Origin of the sequence: Pseudomonas sp. D3-27 (assembly GCF_051132165.1) — a bacterium.
GTDB lineage: Bacteria > Pseudomonadota > Gammaproteobacteria > Pseudomonadales > Pseudomonadaceae > Aquipseudomonas.
Window position 1 is genome coordinate 1,054,526 of the sequence record NZ_CP071667.1, and the last position, 17,251, is coordinate 1,071,776.

General features: G+C 60.8%; 20 protein-coding genes, 1 pseudogene and 1 riboswitch. Of the genes and pseudogenes, 12 read left to right on the plus strand and 9 right to left on the minus strand.

Going from position 1 to position 17,251, the window contains the following annotated elements; translation table 11 throughout:
- The first annotated feature begins 151 nt into the window (after nucleotides 1–151).
- Nucleotides 152–1,051 carry a TIGR01777 family oxidoreductase gene (locus J3P92_RS04925; protein WP_420764079.1) on the plus strand — a complete coding sequence of 300 codons (900 nt, stop codon included), beginning with the start codon at nucleotides 152–154 and terminating at the stop codon, nucleotides 1,049–1,051.
- A gap of 13 nt (nucleotides 1,052–1,064) precedes the next feature.
- On the plus strand, nucleotides 1,065–2,090 hold the full coding sequence (gene hemH / locus J3P92_RS04930; protein WP_434650023.1) for a ferrochelatase: 1,026 nt from the start codon (nucleotides 1,065–1,067) through the stop codon (nucleotides 2,088–2,090).
- A 143-nt stretch (nucleotides 2,091–2,233) separates the two neighbouring features.
- Here the strand turns inward: hemH and J3P92_RS04935 are convergent, their stop codons facing one another.
- Together J3P92_RS04935 and upp are read right to left on the minus strand one after the other, a co-directional pair.
- Entirely contained in the window at nucleotides 2,234–3,508 is a 1,275-nt protein-coding gene (locus tag J3P92_RS04935; RefSeq protein ID WP_434562355.1) for a uracil-xanthine permease family protein, read from the minus strand.
- Nucleotides 3,509–3,510: 2 nt separating this feature from the next.
- Nucleotides 3,511–4,149, minus strand: coding sequence for a uracil phosphoribosyltransferase (gene upp / locus J3P92_RS04940; RefSeq protein ID WP_039592183.1), 639 nt, complete (start codon nucleotides 4,147–4,149; stop codon nucleotides 3,511–3,513).
- A gap of 163 nt (nucleotides 4,150–4,312) precedes the next feature.
- Between upp and J3P92_RS04945 the strand changes: the two genes are divergently transcribed.
- The 4 genes from J3P92_RS04945 (at nucleotide 4,313) to J3P92_RS04960 (ending at nucleotide 6,305) form a co-directional block, all read left to right on the plus strand.
- Entirely contained in the window at nucleotides 4,313–4,870 is a 558-nt protein-coding gene (locus J3P92_RS04945; RefSeq protein ID WP_030138595.1) for a hypoxanthine-guanine phosphoribosyltransferase, read from the plus strand.
- A 4-nt stretch (nucleotides 4,871–4,874) separates the two neighbouring features.
- The gene (locus J3P92_RS04950) at nucleotides 4,875–5,348 is read left to right on the plus strand and encodes a WbuC family cupin fold metalloprotein (protein ID WP_434650024.1); all 474 of its coding nucleotides are present in this window, start codon (nucleotides 4,875–4,877) and stop codon (nucleotides 5,346–5,348) included.
- 122 nt (nucleotides 5,349–5,470) lie between these two features.
- Nucleotides 5,471–5,956, plus strand: coding sequence for a hypothetical protein (locus tag J3P92_RS04955; protein WP_420764083.1), 486 nt, complete (start codon nucleotides 5,471–5,473; stop codon nucleotides 5,954–5,956).
- A 61-nt stretch (nucleotides 5,957–6,017) separates the two neighbouring features.
- Nucleotides 6,018–6,305, plus strand: a complete 288-nt coding sequence (locus J3P92_RS04960) for a PA4642 family protein (protein ID WP_420764084.1) — start codon at nucleotides 6,018–6,020, stop codon at nucleotides 6,303–6,305.
- Nucleotides 6,306–6,417: 112 nt separating this feature from the next.
- Here J3P92_RS04960 and mqo read toward each other — a convergent pair whose 3' ends face one another.
- The gene (gene mqo, locus J3P92_RS04965; RefSeq protein ID WP_420764085.1) at nucleotides 6,418–7,926 is read right to left on the minus strand and encodes a malate dehydrogenase (quinone); all 1,509 of its coding nucleotides are present in this window, start codon (nucleotides 7,924–7,926) and stop codon (nucleotides 6,418–6,420) included.
- 735 nt (nucleotides 7,927–8,661) lie between these two features.
- Nucleotides 8,662–8,895, minus strand: coding sequence for a hypothetical protein (locus J3P92_RS04970; RefSeq protein WP_420764086.1), 234 nt, complete (start codon nucleotides 8,893–8,895; stop codon nucleotides 8,662–8,664).
- Between the two features lie 205 nt (nucleotides 8,896–9,100).
- On the opposite strand from J3P92_RS04970, the gene J3P92_RS04975 reads away from it, so the two are divergent.
- Nucleotides 9,101–9,685: a YajG family lipoprotein gene (locus J3P92_RS04975; RefSeq protein ID WP_030138601.1), complete on the plus strand. Its 585-nt coding sequence runs from the start codon at nucleotides 9,101–9,103 to the stop codon at nucleotides 9,683–9,685.
- Between the two features lie 133 nt (nucleotides 9,686–9,818).
- On the opposite strand, the gene J3P92_RS04980 is transcribed toward J3P92_RS04975, so the two are convergent.
- Entirely contained in the window at nucleotides 9,819–10,025 is a 207-nt protein-coding gene (locus tag J3P92_RS04980) for a hypothetical protein (RefSeq protein WP_420764087.1), read from the minus strand.
- Nucleotides 10,026–10,250: 225 nt separating this feature from the next.
- Between J3P92_RS04980 and J3P92_RS04985 the strand changes: the two genes are divergently transcribed.
- The gene (locus J3P92_RS04985) at nucleotides 10,251–10,532 is read left to right on the plus strand and encodes a hypothetical protein (protein WP_420764088.1); all 282 of its coding nucleotides are present in this window, start codon (nucleotides 10,251–10,253) and stop codon (nucleotides 10,530–10,532) included.
- A 66-nt stretch (nucleotides 10,533–10,598) separates the two neighbouring features.
- Here the strand turns inward: J3P92_RS04985 and J3P92_RS04990 are convergent, their stop codons facing one another.
- Nucleotides 10,599–11,765: a 1-acyl-sn-glycerol-3-phosphate acyltransferase gene (locus tag J3P92_RS04990; protein ID WP_434562359.1), complete on the minus strand. Its 1,167-nt coding sequence runs from the start codon at nucleotides 11,763–11,765 to the stop codon at nucleotides 10,599–10,601.
- Nucleotides 11,766–11,902: 137 nt separating this feature from the next.
- Here J3P92_RS04990 and J3P92_RS04995 point away from each other — a divergent pair, with 137 nt between their 5' ends.
- The 3 genes from J3P92_RS04995 (at nucleotide 11,903) to J3P92_RS05005 (ending at nucleotide 13,157) form a co-directional block, all read left to right on the plus strand.
- Entirely contained in the window at nucleotides 11,903–12,085 is a 183-nt protein-coding gene (locus tag J3P92_RS04995; RefSeq protein ID WP_186612369.1) for a CPXCG motif-containing cysteine-rich protein, read from the plus strand.
- A 9-nt stretch (nucleotides 12,086–12,094) separates the two neighbouring features.
- Nucleotides 12,095–12,355 (plus strand): putative signal transducing protein, encoded by a 261-nt coding sequence (locus J3P92_RS05000; protein ID WP_434609604.1) that lies wholly within the window; start codon nucleotides 12,095–12,097, stop codon nucleotides 12,353–12,355.
- A 178-nt stretch (nucleotides 12,356–12,533) separates the two neighbouring features.
- Nucleotides 12,534–13,157 (plus strand): SOS response-associated peptidase, encoded by a 624-nt coding sequence (locus J3P92_RS05005; RefSeq protein WP_434562365.1) that lies wholly within the window; start codon nucleotides 12,534–12,536, stop codon nucleotides 13,155–13,157.
- 57 nt (nucleotides 13,158–13,214) lie between these two features.
- Here the strand turns inward: J3P92_RS05005 and J3P92_RS05010 are convergent, their stop codons facing one another.
- Complete coding sequence (locus tag J3P92_RS05010; RefSeq protein ID WP_434564080.1) at nucleotides 13,215–14,057, minus strand: methyl-accepting chemotaxis protein; 843 nt, start codon at nucleotides 14,055–14,057, stop codon at nucleotides 13,215–13,217.
- Between the two features lie 63 nt (nucleotides 14,058–14,120).
- Nucleotides 14,121–15,398: pseudogene (locus J3P92_RS05015) on the minus strand (methyl-accepting chemotaxis protein); the annotation flags it as partial.
- A 172-nt stretch (nucleotides 15,399–15,570) separates the two neighbouring features.
- Here J3P92_RS05015 and J3P92_RS05020 point away from each other — a divergent pair.
- The gene (locus tag J3P92_RS05020; RefSeq protein WP_434650025.1) at nucleotides 15,571–16,386 is read left to right on the plus strand and encodes a M48 family metallopeptidase; all 816 of its coding nucleotides are present in this window, start codon (nucleotides 15,571–15,573) and stop codon (nucleotides 16,384–16,386) included.
- A gap of 61 nt (nucleotides 16,387–16,447) precedes the next feature.
- On the opposite strand, the gene J3P92_RS05025 is transcribed toward J3P92_RS05020, so the two are convergent.
- Nucleotides 16,448–17,032 carry a TMEM165/GDT1 family protein gene (locus J3P92_RS05025; protein WP_039592168.1) on the minus strand — a complete coding sequence of 195 codons (585 nt, stop codon included), beginning with the start codon at nucleotides 17,030–17,032 and terminating at the stop codon, nucleotides 16,448–16,450.
- A 90-nt stretch (nucleotides 17,033–17,122) separates the two neighbouring features.
- A riboswitch (yybP-ykoY riboswitch) is annotated at nucleotides 17,123–17,244 on the minus strand.
- Nucleotides 17,245–17,251: the final 7 nt, after the last annotated feature.

Genomic DNA, 17,251 nt, shown 5'->3' on the forward strand with positions numbered 1-17,251 from the left:
CCTGTACAATTTTGGTTTTTGGTATAAGTTTTACCGTTCGCGTTTTGGCAGGTTGTCCTATTGTTAGAAACAGACCTTGGCCGATGTGAAAAAACTCTACCTATAAAAATAGACTAATGGACCGGGTAAAACGCGATGCGAGGAACACCTCATGCACATATTGCTGACCGGCGGTACTGGTTTGATCGGACGTCAGCTCTGCCAGCACTGGTTGGAGCAAGGCCATCGCTTGACGGTATGGAGTCGTCGACCCGAGCAGGTGGCGAAAATCTGCGGGGCGCAGGTGCGCGGCATCGCCGCGCTCGATGAAATTGGCGAGCCGGTGGACGCGGTGGTCAACCTCGCCGGCGCGCCCATCGCTGATCGGCCCTGGAGCCACAAGCGCAAGATCTTGCTGTGGAGCAGCCGCATCACGTTGACCGAGGCTTTGCTTGCATGGCTGGAACGGTGCGAGCAGAAACCGCAGGTGCTGATTTCCGGATCCGCCGTGGGCTGGTATGGCGACGGTGGCGAGCGGGAGCTGACCGAGGAATCAGGGCCGGTCAGCGAGGACTTCGCCAGCCAGCTGTGCATCGCTTGGGAGGAAACGGCGCAGCGGGCCGAGGCCTTGGGCCTGCGCGTGGTCCTGGTTCGAACCGGCCTGGTCCTGTCCGCCGAGGGCGGCTTTTTGTCGCGGTTGCTGCTGCCCTTCAAACTGGCGCTGGGCGGGCGTATCGGCAACGGGAGACAGTGGATGCCATGGATTCATATCGACGATCAAATCGCTCTGATTGATTTTCTTCTGCACCGCAGTGATGCCAGCGGTCCTTATAATGCCTGCGCGCCGAACCCGGTGCGCAACCGCGATTTTGCCAAGGCCCTGGGGCACGTGTTGCATCGCCCGGCCGTGGTGCCGATGCCGGAGCTTGCGCTGAAAGTCGCGTTGGGGGAATTGTCATTGCTGTTGCTGGGCGGCCAGCGCGCCACGCCGGCCCGATTGCAGGCGGCGGGTTTTTCATTCCAGTTCACTGATTTGCCCGCGGCCCTGGAAGATTTATCGGGTCGCCTTTGAAATAGGACGTTGCATGACCGATCACGCGTTGCTTCTGGTGAATCTGGGTTCGCCTGCCTCCACCTCGGTGGCCGATGTGCGCCGCTACCTCAATCAATTCCTGATGGACCCGTACGTGATCGACCTGCCATGGCCGGTCCGGCGGTTGCTGGTGTCGCTGATCCTGATCAAGCGCCCCGAACAGTCTGCCCACGCCTACGCGTCGATCTGGTGGGAAGAGGGCTCACCCCTGGTAGTGCTCAGCCGCCGCTTGCAACAGGCGATGACCGCCCAATGGACGCAGGGGCCCGTAGAGTTGGCGATGCGTTACGGCGAGCCGTCGCTGGAGTCCACCTTGGTGCGCCTGGCGAGCCAGGGCCACAAGAACATCACCCTGGCCCCGTTGTATCCGCAATTTGCCGATAGCACCGTCACCACGGTCATCGAAGAAGCCAAGCGGGTTGTGCGCGAGAAGAAGCTCGACGTGAAATTCTCGATTCTCCAGCCTTTCTACGATCAGCCGGAATACCTCGATGCGCTGGTTGCCACCGCCAAGCCGTACCTGATGCAGGACCATGATCATCTGTTGTTGAGTTTCCATGGCTTGCCCGAGCGGCACCTGACCAAGCTCGACCCCACCGGTTACCACTGCTTCAGGGATGCCGACTGCTGCAAGAACGCGCCGCCTGAAGTCATGGCGACCTGTTACCGCGCCCAGTGCATTCGTACCGCCGAATTGTTCGCCCAGCGCATGGGCCTGGCGCAGGGTAAATGGTCGGTGTCGTTCCAGTCGCGATTGGGCCGTGCCAAGTGGATCGAACCCTACACCGAAGCGCGTCTGGAGGAACTGGCCAAGAGCGGCGTGAAAAAAGTCCTGGTGATGTGCCCGGCGTTCGTGGCCGATTGCATCGAGACGCTCGAGGAAATCGGTGATCGCGGCCGAGAGCAGTTCCGCGAGGCGGGAGGCGAGGAGTTGGTACTGGTGCCTTGTCTCAATGACGATCCGCGCTGGGCGCAGGCCTTGAGTACCCTCTGCGAACGGGCGCCTTTAGCGCTATAAAAATTCTGCGGCCCCTTCGCGAGCTGGCTCGCTCCCACAGTAGATCTCGAGTGGTCACAAAATTTGTGTTCACAACGGATCTCCTGTGGAAGCGAGCCTGCTCGCCAAAGCAATCTGACTGACAGCAATAACCTCAAGCTGAGTCAGACCAGCGGCTCATCCGCCTTCTTCTGCTTCCATCCGTCATTGCCTGGCAAGATCAGGTTCAACGCGATCGCCACCACGGCGCACAGCGCGATGCCCTTGAGGCCGAAGTCGTCCGGGCCCGTGCCGGTGCCGACCAGCACGCCGCCGATGCCGAACACCAGCGTCACCGAAACGATCACCAAATTGCGCGCCTCGCCCAGATCGATCTTGTGACGAATCAGCGTGTTCATGCCCACTGCGGCAATCGAGCCGAACAACAGGCACAGGATCCCACCCATCACAGGCACCGGAATGCTTTGCAGCAGCGCGCCGAACTTGCCGATGAACGCCAGGCTGATGGCAAAGATCGAGGCCCAGGTCATGATCTTCGGGTTGTAGTTCTTGGTCAGCATCACCGCGCCGGTGACTTCGGCGTAAGTGGTGTTGGGCGGGCCGCCGAAGAGGCCGGCTGCGGTGGTGGCGACGCCGTCGCCGAACAACGTGCGATGCAGGCCTGGCTTTTTGAGGTAATCGCGACCGGTCACGCTGCCCACGGCAATGACGCCGCCGATGTGCTCGATGGCCGGTGCCAGCGCGACGGGCACGATGAACAGGATCGCCTGCCAGTTGAACTCCGGTGCGGTGAAGGCGGGCAGGGCGAACCAGGGGGCCGCGGCGATCTTCGCGGTGTCGACGACGCCAAAGAAAAACGCCATGGCGAAGCCCACCAGCACGCCGGAGATGATCGGCACCAGGCGGAAAATGCCCTTGCCGAACACGGCGACAATCAACGTGGTGAGCAACGCCGGCATCGAAATCATCATCGCGGTCTGATAATGAATCAGCTCGGTACCGTCGCCGGCCTTGCCCATGGCCATGTTCGCGGCAATCGGCGCCATCGCCAGGCCGATGGAAATGATCACCGGACCGATCACCACCGGCGGCAGCAGGCGGTCAATGAACCCGGTGCCCTTGATCTTCACCGCCAGGCCCAGAAACGTGTAGACGAAACCGGCCGCCATCACGCCGCCCATGGTCGCCGCCAGGCCGAACTGGCCCTTGGCGAGGATGATCGGTGTGATGAAGGCAAAGCTCGACGCCAGGAACACCGGCACCTGGCGCCCAGTGACGATCTGGAACAGGATCGTCCCCAGGCCCGCCGTGAACAGTGCCACGTTCGGGTCCAGGCCCGTGATCAGCGGCATCAGCACCAGCGCGCCGAAGGCGACGAACAGCATCTGCGCGCCGGACAGCACCTGACGCCAGAGCGGATCGTTGAATTCGTCCTGCATGCTCAGGCGTCCTTCTGCTTGGTGCCGAAGATCTTGTCGCCGGCATCGCCCAGGCCCGGAATGATGTAGCCGTGTTCGTTGAGTTTCTGGTCGATGGAGGCGGTGTAGATGGTCACGTCGGGGTGGGCATCTTCCACGGCCTTGATGCCTTCGGGCGCGGCGACCAGCACCATGGCGCGGATATCGCGGCAACCGGCCTTTTTCAACAGATCGATGGTGGCGACCATCGAGCTGCCGGTGGCGAGCATCGGGTCGATGATCATTGCCAGGCGTTCGTCGATTTCCGGCACCAGTTTTTCCAGGTAGGTGTGGGCTTGCAGGGTCTGCTCGTTGCGGGCCACGCCCACGGCACTGACCTTGGCGCCCGGGATCAAGCTGAGCACGCCTTCGAGCATGCCGATACCGGCGCGCAGGATCGGCACCACGGTAATCTTCTTGCCGGCGATTTTTTCCACTTGCACCGCACCGGCCCAGCCGGCGATCTCGTAGGATTCGAGCGGCAGGTCTTTGGTGGCTTCGTAGGTGAGCAGGGCGCCGACTTCCTGGGCGAGTTCGCGGAAGTTCTTGGTGCTGATGTCTGCGCGGCGCATCAGGCCGAGTTTATGTCTGATCAGCGGATGGCGGATCTCGAGGATGGGCATGGGGAAGGCTCCGGCGGCGGGCAAAAAAACCGGCCTAGATTAATCTATCCGAGGGTGTTGTCCTATAGACAATACAGAACGTTAGTCCACAAATGCTTGATCTGGCCGGGCGGGATGCGTACCTTTGCCCGCTTTTCCGAACTGCCACCCCTGGAGAGCGCACATGTCCGCTGATCTCGAGCATATCCGTCAAGTCATGCGAGAGGCTGACTGCCTGTACACCGAAGCTGAAGTCGAAGCGGCCATCGCCCGTGTCGGTGCGCAAATCAACGATCAATTGGCTGAAAGCAATCCGGTCGTGTTCTGCGTGATGAACGGCGGGCTGATTTTCTCCGGCAAGCTGCTGACCTATCTGAACTTCCCGCTGGAAGCTTCCTACCTGCACGCCACCCGTTATCGCAACGAGACCAGCGGCGGCGACCTGTTCTGGAAAGCCAAGCCGGAAGTCTCGTTCATCGACCGTGACGTGCTGATCATCGACGACATCCTGGATGAAGGGCATACCCTGGGCGCGATCATCGATTTCTGCAAACACGCTGGCGCCCGCGCGGTGCACACCGCCGTGCTGATCGACAAGGACCACGACCGCAAGGCCCGTCCTGACCTGAAGGCCGATTTTGTCGGCCTGCCGTGCATCGACCGCTACATCTTCGGCTACGGCATGGACTATAAAGGCTACTGGCGCAACGCCAATGGCATTTTCGCCGTCAAGGGGATGTAATCGGATGACTTGCCCTGCCTTCCTGGATCAAGCCTTGTTCGATGAGCTGGCCGAGAAGGCCGGGGCCAGTGCGCGTGGGCGCCAACACCACAATTTCCACCAGATGGATGAGCCTTGCCACCGCATGGCGGTGGGTTTGCAGCCCTCGACCTACATCCCGCCGCATCGCCACCTGAGCGCCGACAAGGCTGAAACCTTACTGGTGCTCAAAGGCCGCCTCGGTGTGTTGATCTTCGATGAAACCGGAACCGTGACCGGCAAGCGCATCCTGCAGGCCGGTGGCGATTGCCTCGGTGTCGATCTGCCGGCCGGTGTCTACCATGGCCTGGTGGTACTGGAGGCTGACAGCCTGATGTTCGAATGCAAAGCCGGCCCCTACCGGCCGGTGGGCGACGGCGAACTGGCCCCTTGGGCGCCCCGCGAAGGCGAGCCCGGTGTTGCGCAATACCAGGCCTGGATGCGCGCTCAATTCGACTAATATCGATGGCGATCGCGCTTTTATGAGGCCCGCGCTGATAGCCTGTGCCGCGAATGAATTGTCCGGGTCGCTTATTTTTTCGATGAATGCTAGCGTGCCCGGCCAAGCCTCCGGAGCCTGTCATGAGTGTATCGATCCGCCGCTGCGCCACTTTGCTGTTGCTAACTAGCTTGCCCTTGATGGCCGTGGCCGCGCCGATGCACAGTCAGTTCTTGCCGCCGGATGACCTCGTGGCGCGCCAGGAGCAGCCTGAACAGCAGCAGTTGCTGCAAGTCACCGAATACTCGGTGGTGCTGGGCAACCAGCGCCCTTCCAACCAGCAGCCGATCCCGGTCACCTCACCATTGATGGTGCGCCTCAAAGGCAAACCGTTGAACAAGGGCGCGACCATCAGCCAGGTGATTCTCAATTTCGACGGGGAAAGCAAAAGCCTGAAGAAACCGGCGTACGACGAGGCGAGCAAGACCTTGACCTTGTCTTATCCACAGGCCCAGTACCGGGTGGTCATTGACCTGTTGCGCAATGACACGGTGTACGTGCAATTCCTCAGCTACGCCAACGGCCATATCTGGGCCGATCTGCACACCGGCACCGCACGCCCGCGTTGAGCCGCAACGCCCGCCGGGGGTAAACTGCCCGCCCCGTGAATTGTGCGAGTTGGAGCCGGCAATGCGTAAAGACAAGAAACAAGTGATTGGTGACGAGATTGGCGACGAACAGATCAAGCTGTTCCTCAATTTTGAACCGGTCGATGCTACGTCGCCGTCGCTGCACAAACTGATCAAGGCCTACCGTGGGCTGCGTGTCGACGACTTCGAGCGTTTCCTGGTGTTTTTCGTCGAGGCGGGCTACGACCTCGATGGCAAGGACGAACATGGCAATGATTTCGTTGCGCTGAACAAGGACCAGCGCAACGCCGAGGAATACATCGAGTTGATCAACAAGGCGCGTGGCTGATAGGCCGAGGGCCTGCCTGGCAGGTCAGCGGGAGCAAGCTCCCTCGCCACGAAAAGCTTCAAAAAAAAAGCCCCGCCCTCATGGAGAGCGGGGCTTTTTTTAGCCGACCGAATCAAGCGTAGCTTTGGGTCTCGCTGCTTTCTTCAACCAGTTCCAACGCAATGTTGTTCTGCGCATTGATCTTGCGATACAGCGCGGCATCGGTTTCCAGTACTTTTTCCCGGGCTGGGAAGATTTCCGCGAGCTTGGTGGCCCACTCGCCCTTGGCTTTTTCCGGGAAGCAACGCTCGATCAGTTCCAGCATGATCGAAACGGTGACCGAGGCGCCTGGCGAAGCGCCGAGCAGGGCGGCGAGGGTTCCGTCCTTGGCCGCCACCAGTTCGGTGCCGAATTGCAGTACGCCGCCTTTCTTCGGGTCTTTCTTGATGATCTGCACCCGCTGGCCGGCCACTTCCAGGCGCCAGTCCTCGGCTTTCGCCTCGGGGTAGAAGCGGCGCAGGGATTCCAGGCGCTGCTCCATGGACTGCATCACTTCGCTGATCAGGTACTTGGTCAGGTCCATGTTGTCCCGGGCCACGGCCAGCATCGGGCCGATGTTGCCGGCGCGTACCGACATCGGCAGATCCATCAGCGAGCCGTGCTTGAGGAACTTGGTGGTGAAACCGGCGTAAGGCCCGAACAGCAGGGACTTCTTGCCGTCGACCACGCGGGTGTCCAGGTGCGGCACCGACATCGGTGGCGAGCCCACGGCGGCCTGGCTGTAGACCTTGGCCTGGTGGTGCTTGACCACTTCCGGGTTGTCACAACGCAGCCACTGGCCGCTGACCGGGAAACCACCGAAGCCCTTGCTTTCTTCGATACCCGACGCTTGCAACAGCGGCAACGCGGCGCCACCGGCACCGAGGAAGACGAACTTGGCGTCGACTTCGCGGGTGCTGCCGGAATTGACGTCCTTGATGCTCACGGTCCAGCCGTCACCTTTGCGCTTGAGGCCGGTGACGCGCTTGCAGTATTTGATCTGAGTGTCCGGCGCGCTGCCCAGGTGCTTGAGCAACTGGTTGGTCAAGGCGCCGAAGTTGACGTCGGTCCCGTTCATGACGCGGGTGGCGGCGATGACTTCATCGGCGGGCCGGCCTGGCATCATCAGGGGCATCCACTCGGCCATCTGGTCGCGATCTTCGGTGTATTCCATGTCGGCGAAGGCGTGATGCTGGCTCATCAGTTCGAAGCGCTTCTTCAAGAACTCCACGCCTTTCTCACCCTGTACGAAACTCAGGTGCGGCACCGGGGCAATGAAGGATTTCGACGAGCCGAACGTGCCCTTTTTAGTCAGGTACGTCCAGAACTGCTTCGACACCTCGAACTGGGTGTTGATGTGCACGGCTTTCTTGATGTCGACAGTGCCATCGGCGGCCTGGGGCGTGTAGTTCAGCTCACACAGCCCGGCATGACCGGTACCGGCGTTGTTCCAGGGGTTGGAACTCTCCGCGGCACCCGAGTCCATCAGCTCGACGACTTCCAGGGAAATCGCCGGGTCGAGCTCCTTGAGCAGTACGGCCAGGGTGGCACTCATGATGCCGGCCCCTACCAGAACTACATCAACTGCTTCGTTATGCGCCATTTAACGCGTCTCCAAAATCTGCAGCACCAAATTGTCGGCATAGCGGCCAGGAAGCGGGGCAGGTCAGTTGCGCCCCAGGTATCCATGGCCAGGAATCGCCATGTCCGAATCTTCGCAATTTTTCGCACTCTTGCGGATGCATGCAGCCTGGCCTCTAGAGTCCCATGAACTCATTTAAGCGCAGGGCAAGCAATTCGACTTATGGCCGAGACATCCGTTCGTGCAACCAAATCCGTAGCGGACAGGCTTCAGGCGGCGGTTCTTGAGCGATATCCGGTCCTGTGTCGTTGGGCTGTTCCAGACGCTGATGGTGCTTGTTCAGACGCAAAACTCTTCATTTGCTCGCCACACTCTTGTGAAGTTGTGAAAACCCGTTTTTTCACGCTCTTTTGAAGACGTGAACCTCAAAAAAGGGCTGTCCCAGCCTGGCACCGGGCCCGGTTTGGTTGCCCCCATGCAATACATGACAGGCAAAACGGGCAGACAGCTCAGTGACCGAGCGTAATGACAGCTCTGCAGATTCGCGAAAAGCGGTGATTTGCCAGGGAAACAGCAAGCGCGCCAGCTTCACTCGATCTGTGTGGGCGGCTCTCTGTGGGCGGTGCGGGGTGCCAATACAAGCGCATCAGCGGCGTTGCGAGGCCCGATCAGGAGACGTCCTTATAATCGGGGGGAGATTGTAACGAAGAAACGCGTAGAAATGGTCGTGTTTTATGACTTTTATTAGCCTTGCGGTCAGAAGGCCAACAGCTGGCGGTTACGTACGCGAGTGCGAGGCGGTTGTACCAGGGCACTGGCAGGCAAGGGCTGGTGCAGCCAGTTGAGGCGGATCTCTTCGATTTCCACCCAGCCATCGCCCATGGGCTGCAGGCTGCACTGCTTGAATGCCTGGCAGCGGCCGGTACGGTCCAGCAGGGCGAAGCAACGATGATGCGGGCGCGGGGTAAACAGGGAGATGAGAAAACGCATGGTCAGGTACCGTGTCCGGGGAGCTTGGGGACAGCCTGACAGCCAGCCATGACACCCTGGTGTAAGGACCGTGACAAAGGGGTGACAGGAACCGCCTATCCGGGCCCGTGTCAGACAATTCAGTATTCATCGAAGGCGCTGGTTCGCCGCGATGGCGCACCGCTATACTGCCGGCCTGTCTGTGCCCGATTCTGGAGAGAAGAGCATGTTGCAACGCCTGTTGTTCGGTTTGATCGCAGTGACCAGTCTGACCCTCGTCGGCTGTGCCCACAGCCCGCAACAACTTAACCCGGAGCCCAAGCTCAACGCCCAACTGGCGCCGGTGGGTCGCGGCCAGCCGGTGGTGGTCCGTGTCGTGGACGGTCGTCCGTCGCCGACCCTCGGCACACGTGGTGGCTTGTACCCGGAAACCAGCGTGATCACGGTGCAGGGTGCGCAAATCCTGCCTAAATTGCAGGCCCAGGCCGAGGCGGCCGTGCGTTTGCTGGGCTTCACCCCCACCGCCAATGCAATGAATGCCCCGCAACTGACCGTGACCCTGGCGGAACTGAAATACCAGTCGCCCAAGGAAGGCATGTACGTGACCGAGGCGACGATTGGCGCGACCTTCCGCTCTGACGTGCAGAACGCCAATCGTCGCTACAGCGGTCGTTATGGCGCTTCGCTGGACCAACGCTTCGGCATGGCGCCCAACCAGGACACCAATACCAAGCTGGTCAGCGATGTATTGAGTGATGCCCTGACCCGTCTGTTCAAGGACCCGACCATCGGTCAGGTGTTGGCAGAGTAACGACTGAAGACCCGTATCCCCTGTGGGAGCGAGCTTGCTCGCGATAGCGATGTTTCAGCCACTTCGATGTTGGCTGATCCATCGTCATCGCGAGCAACCTCGCTCCCACAGGGGTTTTTTATGGGCGATAAATTCACGCCGCCTGGGAATAGAGCTCCAGCACGCTGATCCCGGTCAGCAGGTCCGTCTCCGGCAGATCGGCATGTGAATGGCCGCCGAGGGCGCAATACACCAGCCAGTGCCGGTCCTGCACGTTGAAGGACAGGCTGTCGACGAGGTTCTGTTGTTCGTCGCTCGGGCTGATGAGATAGAGGCGATCCTGGTTTTCGGCGTGCAGCATGACGGGTTCCGTGCGGGTTTGGAGGGCGACAGGGTGGCCTATCCATATGACGAAACCGTTACCGATGAAATTAATCCGCAAACACGCTCGCCCAAAAGCACCCAACCTTGCGAGGCATCGTTACCGGTCGGAAAAACCGACGCAGCACGCCAGGCTTTCGGTAGAATCCGCGCCCTGTTCGTAGGTCCCGGGCGCAAGGCGTCCGTTATTCGCTTGAGGTCTGTGATGTCGTTGCAATTGTTTTCGCTGTTCGCTGCCCACCCGGCCAAACTGATCAACCTGCTCGCGCTGCTGTTTGCCTGCCCGGGTGGCTGGGTATTGCATGCAACGCGCCGCCGCGAACAGCGAGCACGCGCCTGCCTCCAAGCGCGCAGTGGCGAAAGCAATGAACGATTCGAAGCCCTGCTGGACCTGGCCACCCAGCGCATGAACCGGTTTTTCTACCGGTTCGGCTTTGCCTGCCTGGGCGTCGCGCTGCTGATGTCCTGGATCAGCACGCAGCTCTGAGCGCAGCAGCTTCAGTGTCGAGGGAGCAAGCCCCCTCGCCATTAAAGTTGCTGGGCAATCACTGCTTTAAAGCGGCAACCCCGCCTTGACCCGATACTGATTACGCACCGGCGTTGCATATTGCAGCACCAGGAATGGCCGCTGTTCCGCCGGGCACGCATCCAACCGACGCTGCCATTCTTCCTGAGCTTTCGCCAGTTCTTCGGCACCGAACACTTCAGCCGCCGTCGGCACCTGCAGCTGCGGGTCGGCATCGGTCCATTGGGCGTAGGCCAGGTAGTGCACGGGAAACAGGCGATAACCGCCGAGAATCTGCCGGTCCATCTCCGCTGCCAACTGCTTGGTGTCCTCGAACAGCTCTGTAATCGGCGCGGAGAAGTTCACGTGGACCCGGCCTTTGTAGCCGGTGATGCCCTTGGCGATGCTGACGTCGTCCTCGCCTGGTGCCTTGGTGTAGGTCCCGGTGGTGGCGCGGATGTAAAGCTCCCGGGCCTTGGCCTGGTCGCACGGATCATATTCGTAGCTGATCGACACCGGCGTGAGGTTCAGCGAGCGGATGACCTCGCCGAACGGCTCGTCCTTGCGGCTCATGTGGAACATCTTGAGGATCGCCGATTCGGTCCGGTCATCGCCGTCCTTGGCTCGGCCCTCGGCCTGGGCGATCCAGATCGAGGCGCAATCGTTGCGGATCGAGTGATTGATGTACGCCGACAGCAACTGGTACGCCGCCATTTTTTCCCGGCGACCGGTGATGGAACGGTGAACGATAAAACTCTTGTTCAAGCGCATCAGGTCGCTGACAAACGGCTTTTGCAGCAGGTTGTCGCCGATGGCGATGCGCGGCGTCGGCAGGCCCGCGTGGTAGACGGCGTAATTGACGAATGCCGGGTCCATCACGATATCGCGGTGGTTGGCGATGAACAGGTACGCGTTGCCGGACTTGAACTGCTCCACCCCCGTGTAGGTCACGCCATCGGTGGCGCGTTCGATGGTGTGGTCGACATAGAACTCCACTTTGTCCTGCAACGTGGCGACCGATGTCACACCGGCGAACTCTCGACGCAGCTTCTGCGCTATAAGGGGTTTGAGCATCCAGCCGAAAGCACCGGCCAGGCGCGGGAAGCGGAAGTGGGTGAGGATATCTAGAAACGCCTTATCGCTGAGCAGCCGTGCCAGCACCGCTGGGACTTCACTGTCGTCGTAAGGTCGGATGGCATCGAATTCGCCCATCATGCTCTCTTGTTGGAAACGGCTAGGGTAAGTAAAGGTTCGATAAATAGCGCCAGGGCACGGCCAGGAAGACAGTCCAGGCAACAATAGCCCTGCAAATAGACCGGCGATTATACGCACAAGTCACTCGGGAGACCGCGATGCTGGAAGCTGCTGAATATGAATGTCCGTATTGTGGAGAAGAGGTCGAGACTTCATTGGATCTTTCCGGTGGCGACCAGACCTATATCGAGGATTGCCAGGTCTGTTGCCGGCCGATCACTTTCGTACTGCAGGTACACGATGAAGAATGGCACCTCGAGGTCTTCAGCGAAAACGAATGAGGGGCGGCCATGCAGCGAATCTACGAATTGGAAAACCTGATGGAAGGCGAATTGCTGCAAGGCATGCTCGCCAGCGAAGGCATCACCGCGCATCTGGTGGGACGTGACCTGGTGGGGGGCGCAGGGGAATTGCCGATGCATGGCTTGCTGGGGCTGGCGGTGGACGATGAACAGGCGCAATACGCCCAGGAACTGATCGCCGCCTACAATGCCGCGCTGCCGGTGCCCGGCGATGAGCCGGACAGTTACCCCGGAACGCTGGTCTGTTAGGCTCTGTACGAAATGTATCCGCACTCACCCATACTGCGTTGAAACGGGGCTCGGAATGCTCATGTACTCCAGTACACTGCGCTTCCTCGCCCCGTTTCGCCTTGTCTGGCCTTCGCGCGAATACATTTCGTACAGACCCTAGGCTGGCCGCCGTTTGATAGGAGAGTCGTGTTACCCCATGTGTGGACGTTATGCCCTGTTTCGCTGGAACCCCGCCTTTGCGGCCTTGCCTGGCTTCCCTGCCGACCAGAAGGCCCAATGGAACATATCGCCCAATGATTCGGTTCTGATGCTGCGGGCTGGCGCCGATGGCCAGCGCGAATTGGCCCGCGTCCGTTGGGGGCTGACGCCGCCGTGGCTGACGGACCTGTCCCGGACCCCGGCCCATGCTCGGGCCGAAACCGTCGCCGAACAGCCGATGTTCCGCGAGGCCCTGCGGTTGCGTCGGTGTCTGCTGCCGGCCAACGGGTTCTACGAATGGCGCGGTGGTTCGCGTAAACGCCCCTATTGGCTGACGCCGGGGGAAGGTTCGTCGCTGTTTTTTGCGGCGATCTGGGAAGCGTATCCGGTGCAGGAACAGGTGTGGTTGAGCACCGCCGTCATCACCCAGCCGGCGGCCGGTCAGCGGCGTCCATTGATTCTGGATGAAGAAGGCCAACGGTTGTGGCTCGACCCCGAGACACCCTTGCATGCCTTGCAAGGGCTGCTGGCGAGCGAGCCTGCGCAACTGCGCGAGCGGGTGCTGGCCAACATGGTCAACGACCCGAAACTCAATGGGCCGGAATGCCTGACGCCGGCTTGAGGTTTGTGATGGCTGTGCAGGCCTCATTGCGAGCTTGCTCGCAATGAGGTGCTTGGGTCAGACCCTGAACTGATTGATCAACCGCCGCTGCTGCTCCGCCAACTTGGTCAGCCCGGCACTGGCCGCGCTCGACTCGTCGGCGCCGCTGGCCACCTCGTTCGCCACTTGGCCGATGTTGATCACGTTGCGGTTGATGTCATCCGCTACGGCGCTTTGCTCCTCGGCGGCGCTGGCGATCTGGGTGTTCATGTCGTTGATGACCGACACCGCCTGGGTAATTGTCTCCAGCGCCTGGGCTGCCTTGGCTGCGTGCTGCACGCTTTCATCGGTGCGGTGCTGGCTGTCTTCCATGACGCGCACCACATCGCGGGTGCCCTGTTGCAATTGCTGGATCATCGACTGGATTTCTTCCGTGGCCTGCTGTGTTTTCTGCGCGAGGTTGCGCACCTCATCGGCGACCACCGCAAAACCTCGACCTTGTTCACCGGCCCGAGCCGCTTCGATGGCCGCGTTGAGGGCCAGCAGGTTGGTCTGCTCGGCGATCCCGCGGATGGCCGTGAGGATCGCGTTGATGTTCTCGCTGTCCTTGGCCAGGGTTTGCACCACGCCCACGGCCTTGCCGATTTCCACGGCCAGCGCGCCAATGGAGGTGGAGGTGTCGCGTACGATCTGCATGCCCTGGCTGGCGGCCTGGTCGGCGTGACTGGCGGCTTGGGCGGCCTGGGTCGCATTGCGGGCCACGTCCTGGGCGGTGGCAGTCATTTCATGCACGGCGGTGGCGACCTGATCGATCTCCGACATCTGCTTGTGCACGCCCTGGTTGGTGCGGATCGCGATGTCGGCGGTGTGCTCCGACGAATCGCTGACACTCTGCACCGAGGTCACCACTTGGGTAATCATCCCCTGCAATTTGCCGAGGAACGTGTTGAAGCCCTTGGCGATGGCGCCCAGTTCATCGGCGCGGTCGCTGGTCAATCGGCGAGTCAGGTCGCCCTCGCCCTGGGCGATGTCATCGAGCATCGCCACCATTTGCTTGAGCGGCCGGGCGATGCCGTGGCCCACCAGCCAGATCACCAGCAGGCCGATGGCGGCAATCGCCAGGCCGACCATGGCCATGCCGAAAATGTCGGTCTCGCGCTGATCGTCGAGGTCCTTCTGCAAGGCTTGCAGATCTGCCATCACCGCGTTCAACGGCAGTTGCATCATCAGCGTCCAGCGAGCGCTGGTCTCGCCGATGCCGAACGGCATGTACACCTCGATGTGACCGTGGGCTTCGTCGACGTCGTAACGCACTTCGCCAGCGCCAAGCTTGGCCAGGTTGTCCAGCTCGTTGGCGTCCAGCAGGTCGCTGGCTTTTTCCCCGAGCTTGCTTGGGTCCTTGGTGAAGGCCACCAGGCGATTGTTGCTGGCGAGCAAGGCCATTTCCCCGGCGCCGTCGTACAGCTTGGCGTCAGCGGCAACGAGCATGTCCTGGATGAAGTTCACCGACAGGTCGGCGCCGACGATGCCCTGGAATTTACCATCGATGAGGATCGGTTCGATGAAGGAGGCCAGCATGGTCATGGTGCTGCCGACGCGGTAGGGCGCCGGGTCGATCACGCAGGCTTTCCTGCTGTCCTGGGAGCACAGGTAGTATTCGCTGGCACGAATGCCGGTGGACAGCAGTTTCTGGTCAGTCACGTCGGCGAGCTTTTCCAGGCCCAAGGTGCCGTCCTGGTTGCGAAACCACCACGGCAGGAAGCGCCCATTGGTTTCCATGCCGAGCACCTGGCTGTTCACATAGTTGGCGTCGTCGTGGTCGATAGCGTTCGGTTCCCAGGCGATGTAGGCACCCAGGACCTTCGGGTTGCGCACCACGGACTCGCGCAACAGGCTGATCATCTGCTCACGGGGCATCTTCAATAACGGGTTGCCGTCCGTGCCGTTCATGCCCATCAGGGCGTTAGTCGTCGCCAGTCCTCGGGCAAGCAACAGCGGTGCTTCAAGCTCGCGTTGGATCAGGCTGGCCTGGGTGCGGGCGAGCGCACTGAGGCGTTGTTCGATGAGTTGCTCGAATTGCGCCTTGGTCCGTTGTTGCACCATTTCCTGGGTACGGGCGCCGGCGAACAATGCGTACAGCACCAGGGCACCAACAACGCTGAGGACGATGGCACCGGCCAGGGCGGCAACGGAAAACTGGATCGATTTGAATTTCATAATGGCTCCGGACCCGGAAATGACGTCTGGTATCTGTATCGGCATTTCCGTGGGCGGGCATGAGGCGCTGTTCGTCGGGTGACTGTATTGGTTAGGTGGGAGTCGTAAAAGGATGAGTGGGACCTGTCCGAAAAAACTGTAATCGCTCGCTGTGTATCTGGCGCCGATACAAATCAAAGCCTAGGATACGCCCACGATTCCATGGAGCTTCTTTTGTATGAACAAGACTTTGATGGTGAGCGCTCTGGGCGCGGCTCTGCTGCTCGCCGGTTGCCAGTCAGTCAACACCACCAGCGGCGGAGCCGTGGGCGTGGAGCGCAAGCAGTACATGTTCAGCATGCTGTCGACCGCCGAGGTCAACCAGATGTATGCCCAGTCCTATCAGAAGACGTTGGGTGAGGCGAGTGCGCAAGGTGCCCTGGACAAGACCAGTAGCGACGCCAAGCGCCTGCAGGTTATCGCTGATCGTTTGATCGCCCAGGCGCCTGTGTTCCGTCCGGATTCGGCGCAGTGGAACTGGGAAGTGAACCTGATCAAGAGTGATGAACTCAACGCCAACTGTGGTCCCGGCGGCAAGATCATGTTCTACACCGGCCTGATCGACAAACTGAAGCTGACCGACGCTGAAATCGCCGCGATCATGGGCCATGAAATCGCTCACGCTTTGCGCGAGCACGGCCGTGAAGCCATGTCCAAGGCTTATGGCATCGAAATGGCCAAGCAGGGTGCCGGTGCGATATTCGGCCTGGGCCAGGATAGCCTGGCGTTGGCCGACACGGTTGCCAACTATGGCATGACCCTGCCTAACAGCCGTGGCAACGAGAACGAAGCCGACCTGATCGGCCTGGAGCTGGCCTCCCGCGCCGGCTACGACCCGAACGCCGCGATCACCTTGTGGAACAAGATGGCCAAGGCTTCGGAAGGGGCACCACCGGAATTCATGAGCACCCACCCGTCCTCGAGCAGCCGGATCGCCTCGTTGCAGGCGGCGATTCCGAAGGTGATGCCGCTTTATCAGCAAGCCAAGAAGTAACCACCGTCATGTGGTGAAGTTTTTTTGTGGCGAGGGAGCAAGCTCCCTCGCCACAACAGCCTCAAACCCACCCACTGCTCTGCATCGCCTTGTACACCGCAACGATCGCCAGGATGAAAAACGCCGAGGCGGCCAGGCGGCGGATGAGGGCCAGGGGCAGTTTCTCGGCGGCAAAGTTGCCAGCCAGTACCACCGGCACGTTGGCAATCAACATGCCCACGGTGGTGCCAATGATCACCAGCCACAGTTCCGGGTATTGCGCGGCGAGCATCACCGTCGCGATCTGGGTCTTGTCACCGATTTCCGCCAGGAAAAACGCGATCAGTGTGGTCAGGAAGGGGCCGAACTTGCGGGCCGTATTCGCCTCTTCATCGTCGAGCTTGTCCGGCACCAGGGTCCAAAGGGCCGTGGCCGCGAAGCTTGCCGCCAATATCCAGTGCAACACCGCATCGGAAAAGAACCCGCTGACCCAGGCTCCTACCGCGCCCGCGGCCGCATGGTTGGCCAGGGTCGCGGCGACGATGCCAGCGATGATCGGCCACGGCTTGCGAAAGCGAGCAGCGAGGATAAGCGCAAGCAGTTGCGTCTTGTCGCCGATTTCGGCCAGTGCAACGATGGCGGTGGGAACAAGGAAAGAGTCCAGCATCAGGTAATTCCTAAGAGGGGCGGGTCGACACGGCTATGACACGTACAGCCTTCCCGCCCCGGGTAAGGTGTGCGTGTCATAGGTCTTGTCAAACCCAGCGACCATCTGCGTGGACGCTTGGGCCGCATACGCCATGGTCTGCTGACCAAGTATGTTGACGTATGCCGGGCGAGCAGGGCGCTCGCGGGAGACTACTCCCCTAGGACGGTGCGGATTCTG

What these genes read in the sequence shown, in the direction of transcription:
- J3P92_RS04925 (WP_420764079.1), top strand. Translation starts at nt 152, where the DNA reads ATGCACATATTGCTGACCGGCGGTACTGGTTTGATCGGACGTCAGCTC.
- hemH (WP_434650023.1), top strand. Translation starts at nt 1,065, where the DNA reads ATGACCGATCACGCGTTGCTTCTGGTGAATCTGGGTTCGCCTGCCTCC.
- J3P92_RS04935 (WP_434562355.1), bottom strand. Translation starts at nt 3,508, where the DNA reads ATGCAGGACGAATTCAACGATCCGCTCTGGCGTCAGGTGCTGTCCGGC.
- upp (WP_039592183.1), bottom strand. Translation starts at nt 4,149, where the DNA reads ATGCCCATCCTCGAGATCCGCCATCCGCTGATCAGACATAAACTCGGC.
- J3P92_RS04945 (WP_030138595.1), top strand. Translation starts at nt 4,313, where the DNA reads ATGTCCGCTGATCTCGAGCATATCCGTCAAGTCATGCGAGAGGCTGAC.
- J3P92_RS04950 (WP_434650024.1), top strand. Translation starts at nt 4,875, where the DNA reads ATGACTTGCCCTGCCTTCCTGGATCAAGCCTTGTTCGATGAGCTGGCC.
- J3P92_RS04955 (WP_420764083.1), top strand. Translation starts at nt 5,471, where the DNA reads ATGAGTGTATCGATCCGCCGCTGCGCCACTTTGCTGTTGCTAACTAGC.
- J3P92_RS04960 (WP_420764084.1), top strand. Translation starts at nt 6,018, where the DNA reads ATGCGTAAAGACAAGAAACAAGTGATTGGTGACGAGATTGGCGACGAA.
- mqo (WP_420764085.1), bottom strand. Translation starts at nt 7,926, where the DNA reads ATGGCGCATAACGAAGCAGTTGATGTAGTTCTGGTAGGGGCCGGCATC.
- J3P92_RS04970 (WP_420764086.1), bottom strand. Translation starts at nt 8,895, where the DNA reads ATGCGTTTTCTCATCTCCCTGTTTACCCCGCGCCCGCATCATCGTTGC.
- J3P92_RS04975 (WP_030138601.1), top strand. Translation starts at nt 9,101, where the DNA reads ATGTTGCAACGCCTGTTGTTCGGTTTGATCGCAGTGACCAGTCTGACC.
- J3P92_RS04980 (WP_420764087.1), bottom strand. Translation starts at nt 10,025, where the DNA reads ATGCTGCACGCCGAAAACCAGGATCGCCTCTATCTCATCAGCCCGAGC.
- J3P92_RS04985 (WP_420764088.1), top strand. Translation starts at nt 10,251, where the DNA reads ATGTCGTTGCAATTGTTTTCGCTGTTCGCTGCCCACCCGGCCAAACTG.
- J3P92_RS04990 (WP_434562359.1), bottom strand. Translation starts at nt 11,765, where the DNA reads ATGATGGGCGAATTCGATGCCATCCGACCTTACGACGACAGTGAAGTC.
- J3P92_RS04995 (WP_186612369.1), top strand. Translation starts at nt 11,903, where the DNA reads ATGCTGGAAGCTGCTGAATATGAATGTCCGTATTGTGGAGAAGAGGTC.
- J3P92_RS05000 (WP_434609604.1), top strand. Translation starts at nt 12,095, where the DNA reads ATGCAGCGAATCTACGAATTGGAAAACCTGATGGAAGGCGAATTGCTG.
- J3P92_RS05005 (WP_434562365.1), top strand. Translation starts at nt 12,534, where the DNA reads ATGTGTGGACGTTATGCCCTGTTTCGCTGGAACCCCGCCTTTGCGGCC.
- J3P92_RS05010 (WP_434564080.1), bottom strand. Translation starts at nt 14,057, where the DNA reads ATGATTACCCAAGTGGTGACCTCGGTGCAGAGTGTCAGCGATTCGTCG.
- J3P92_RS05020 (WP_434650025.1), top strand. Translation starts at nt 15,571, where the DNA reads ATGAACAAGACTTTGATGGTGAGCGCTCTGGGCGCGGCTCTGCTGCTC.
- J3P92_RS05025 (WP_039592168.1), bottom strand. Translation starts at nt 17,032, where the DNA reads ATGCTGGACTCTTTCCTTGTTCCCACCGCCATCGTTGCACTGGCCGAA.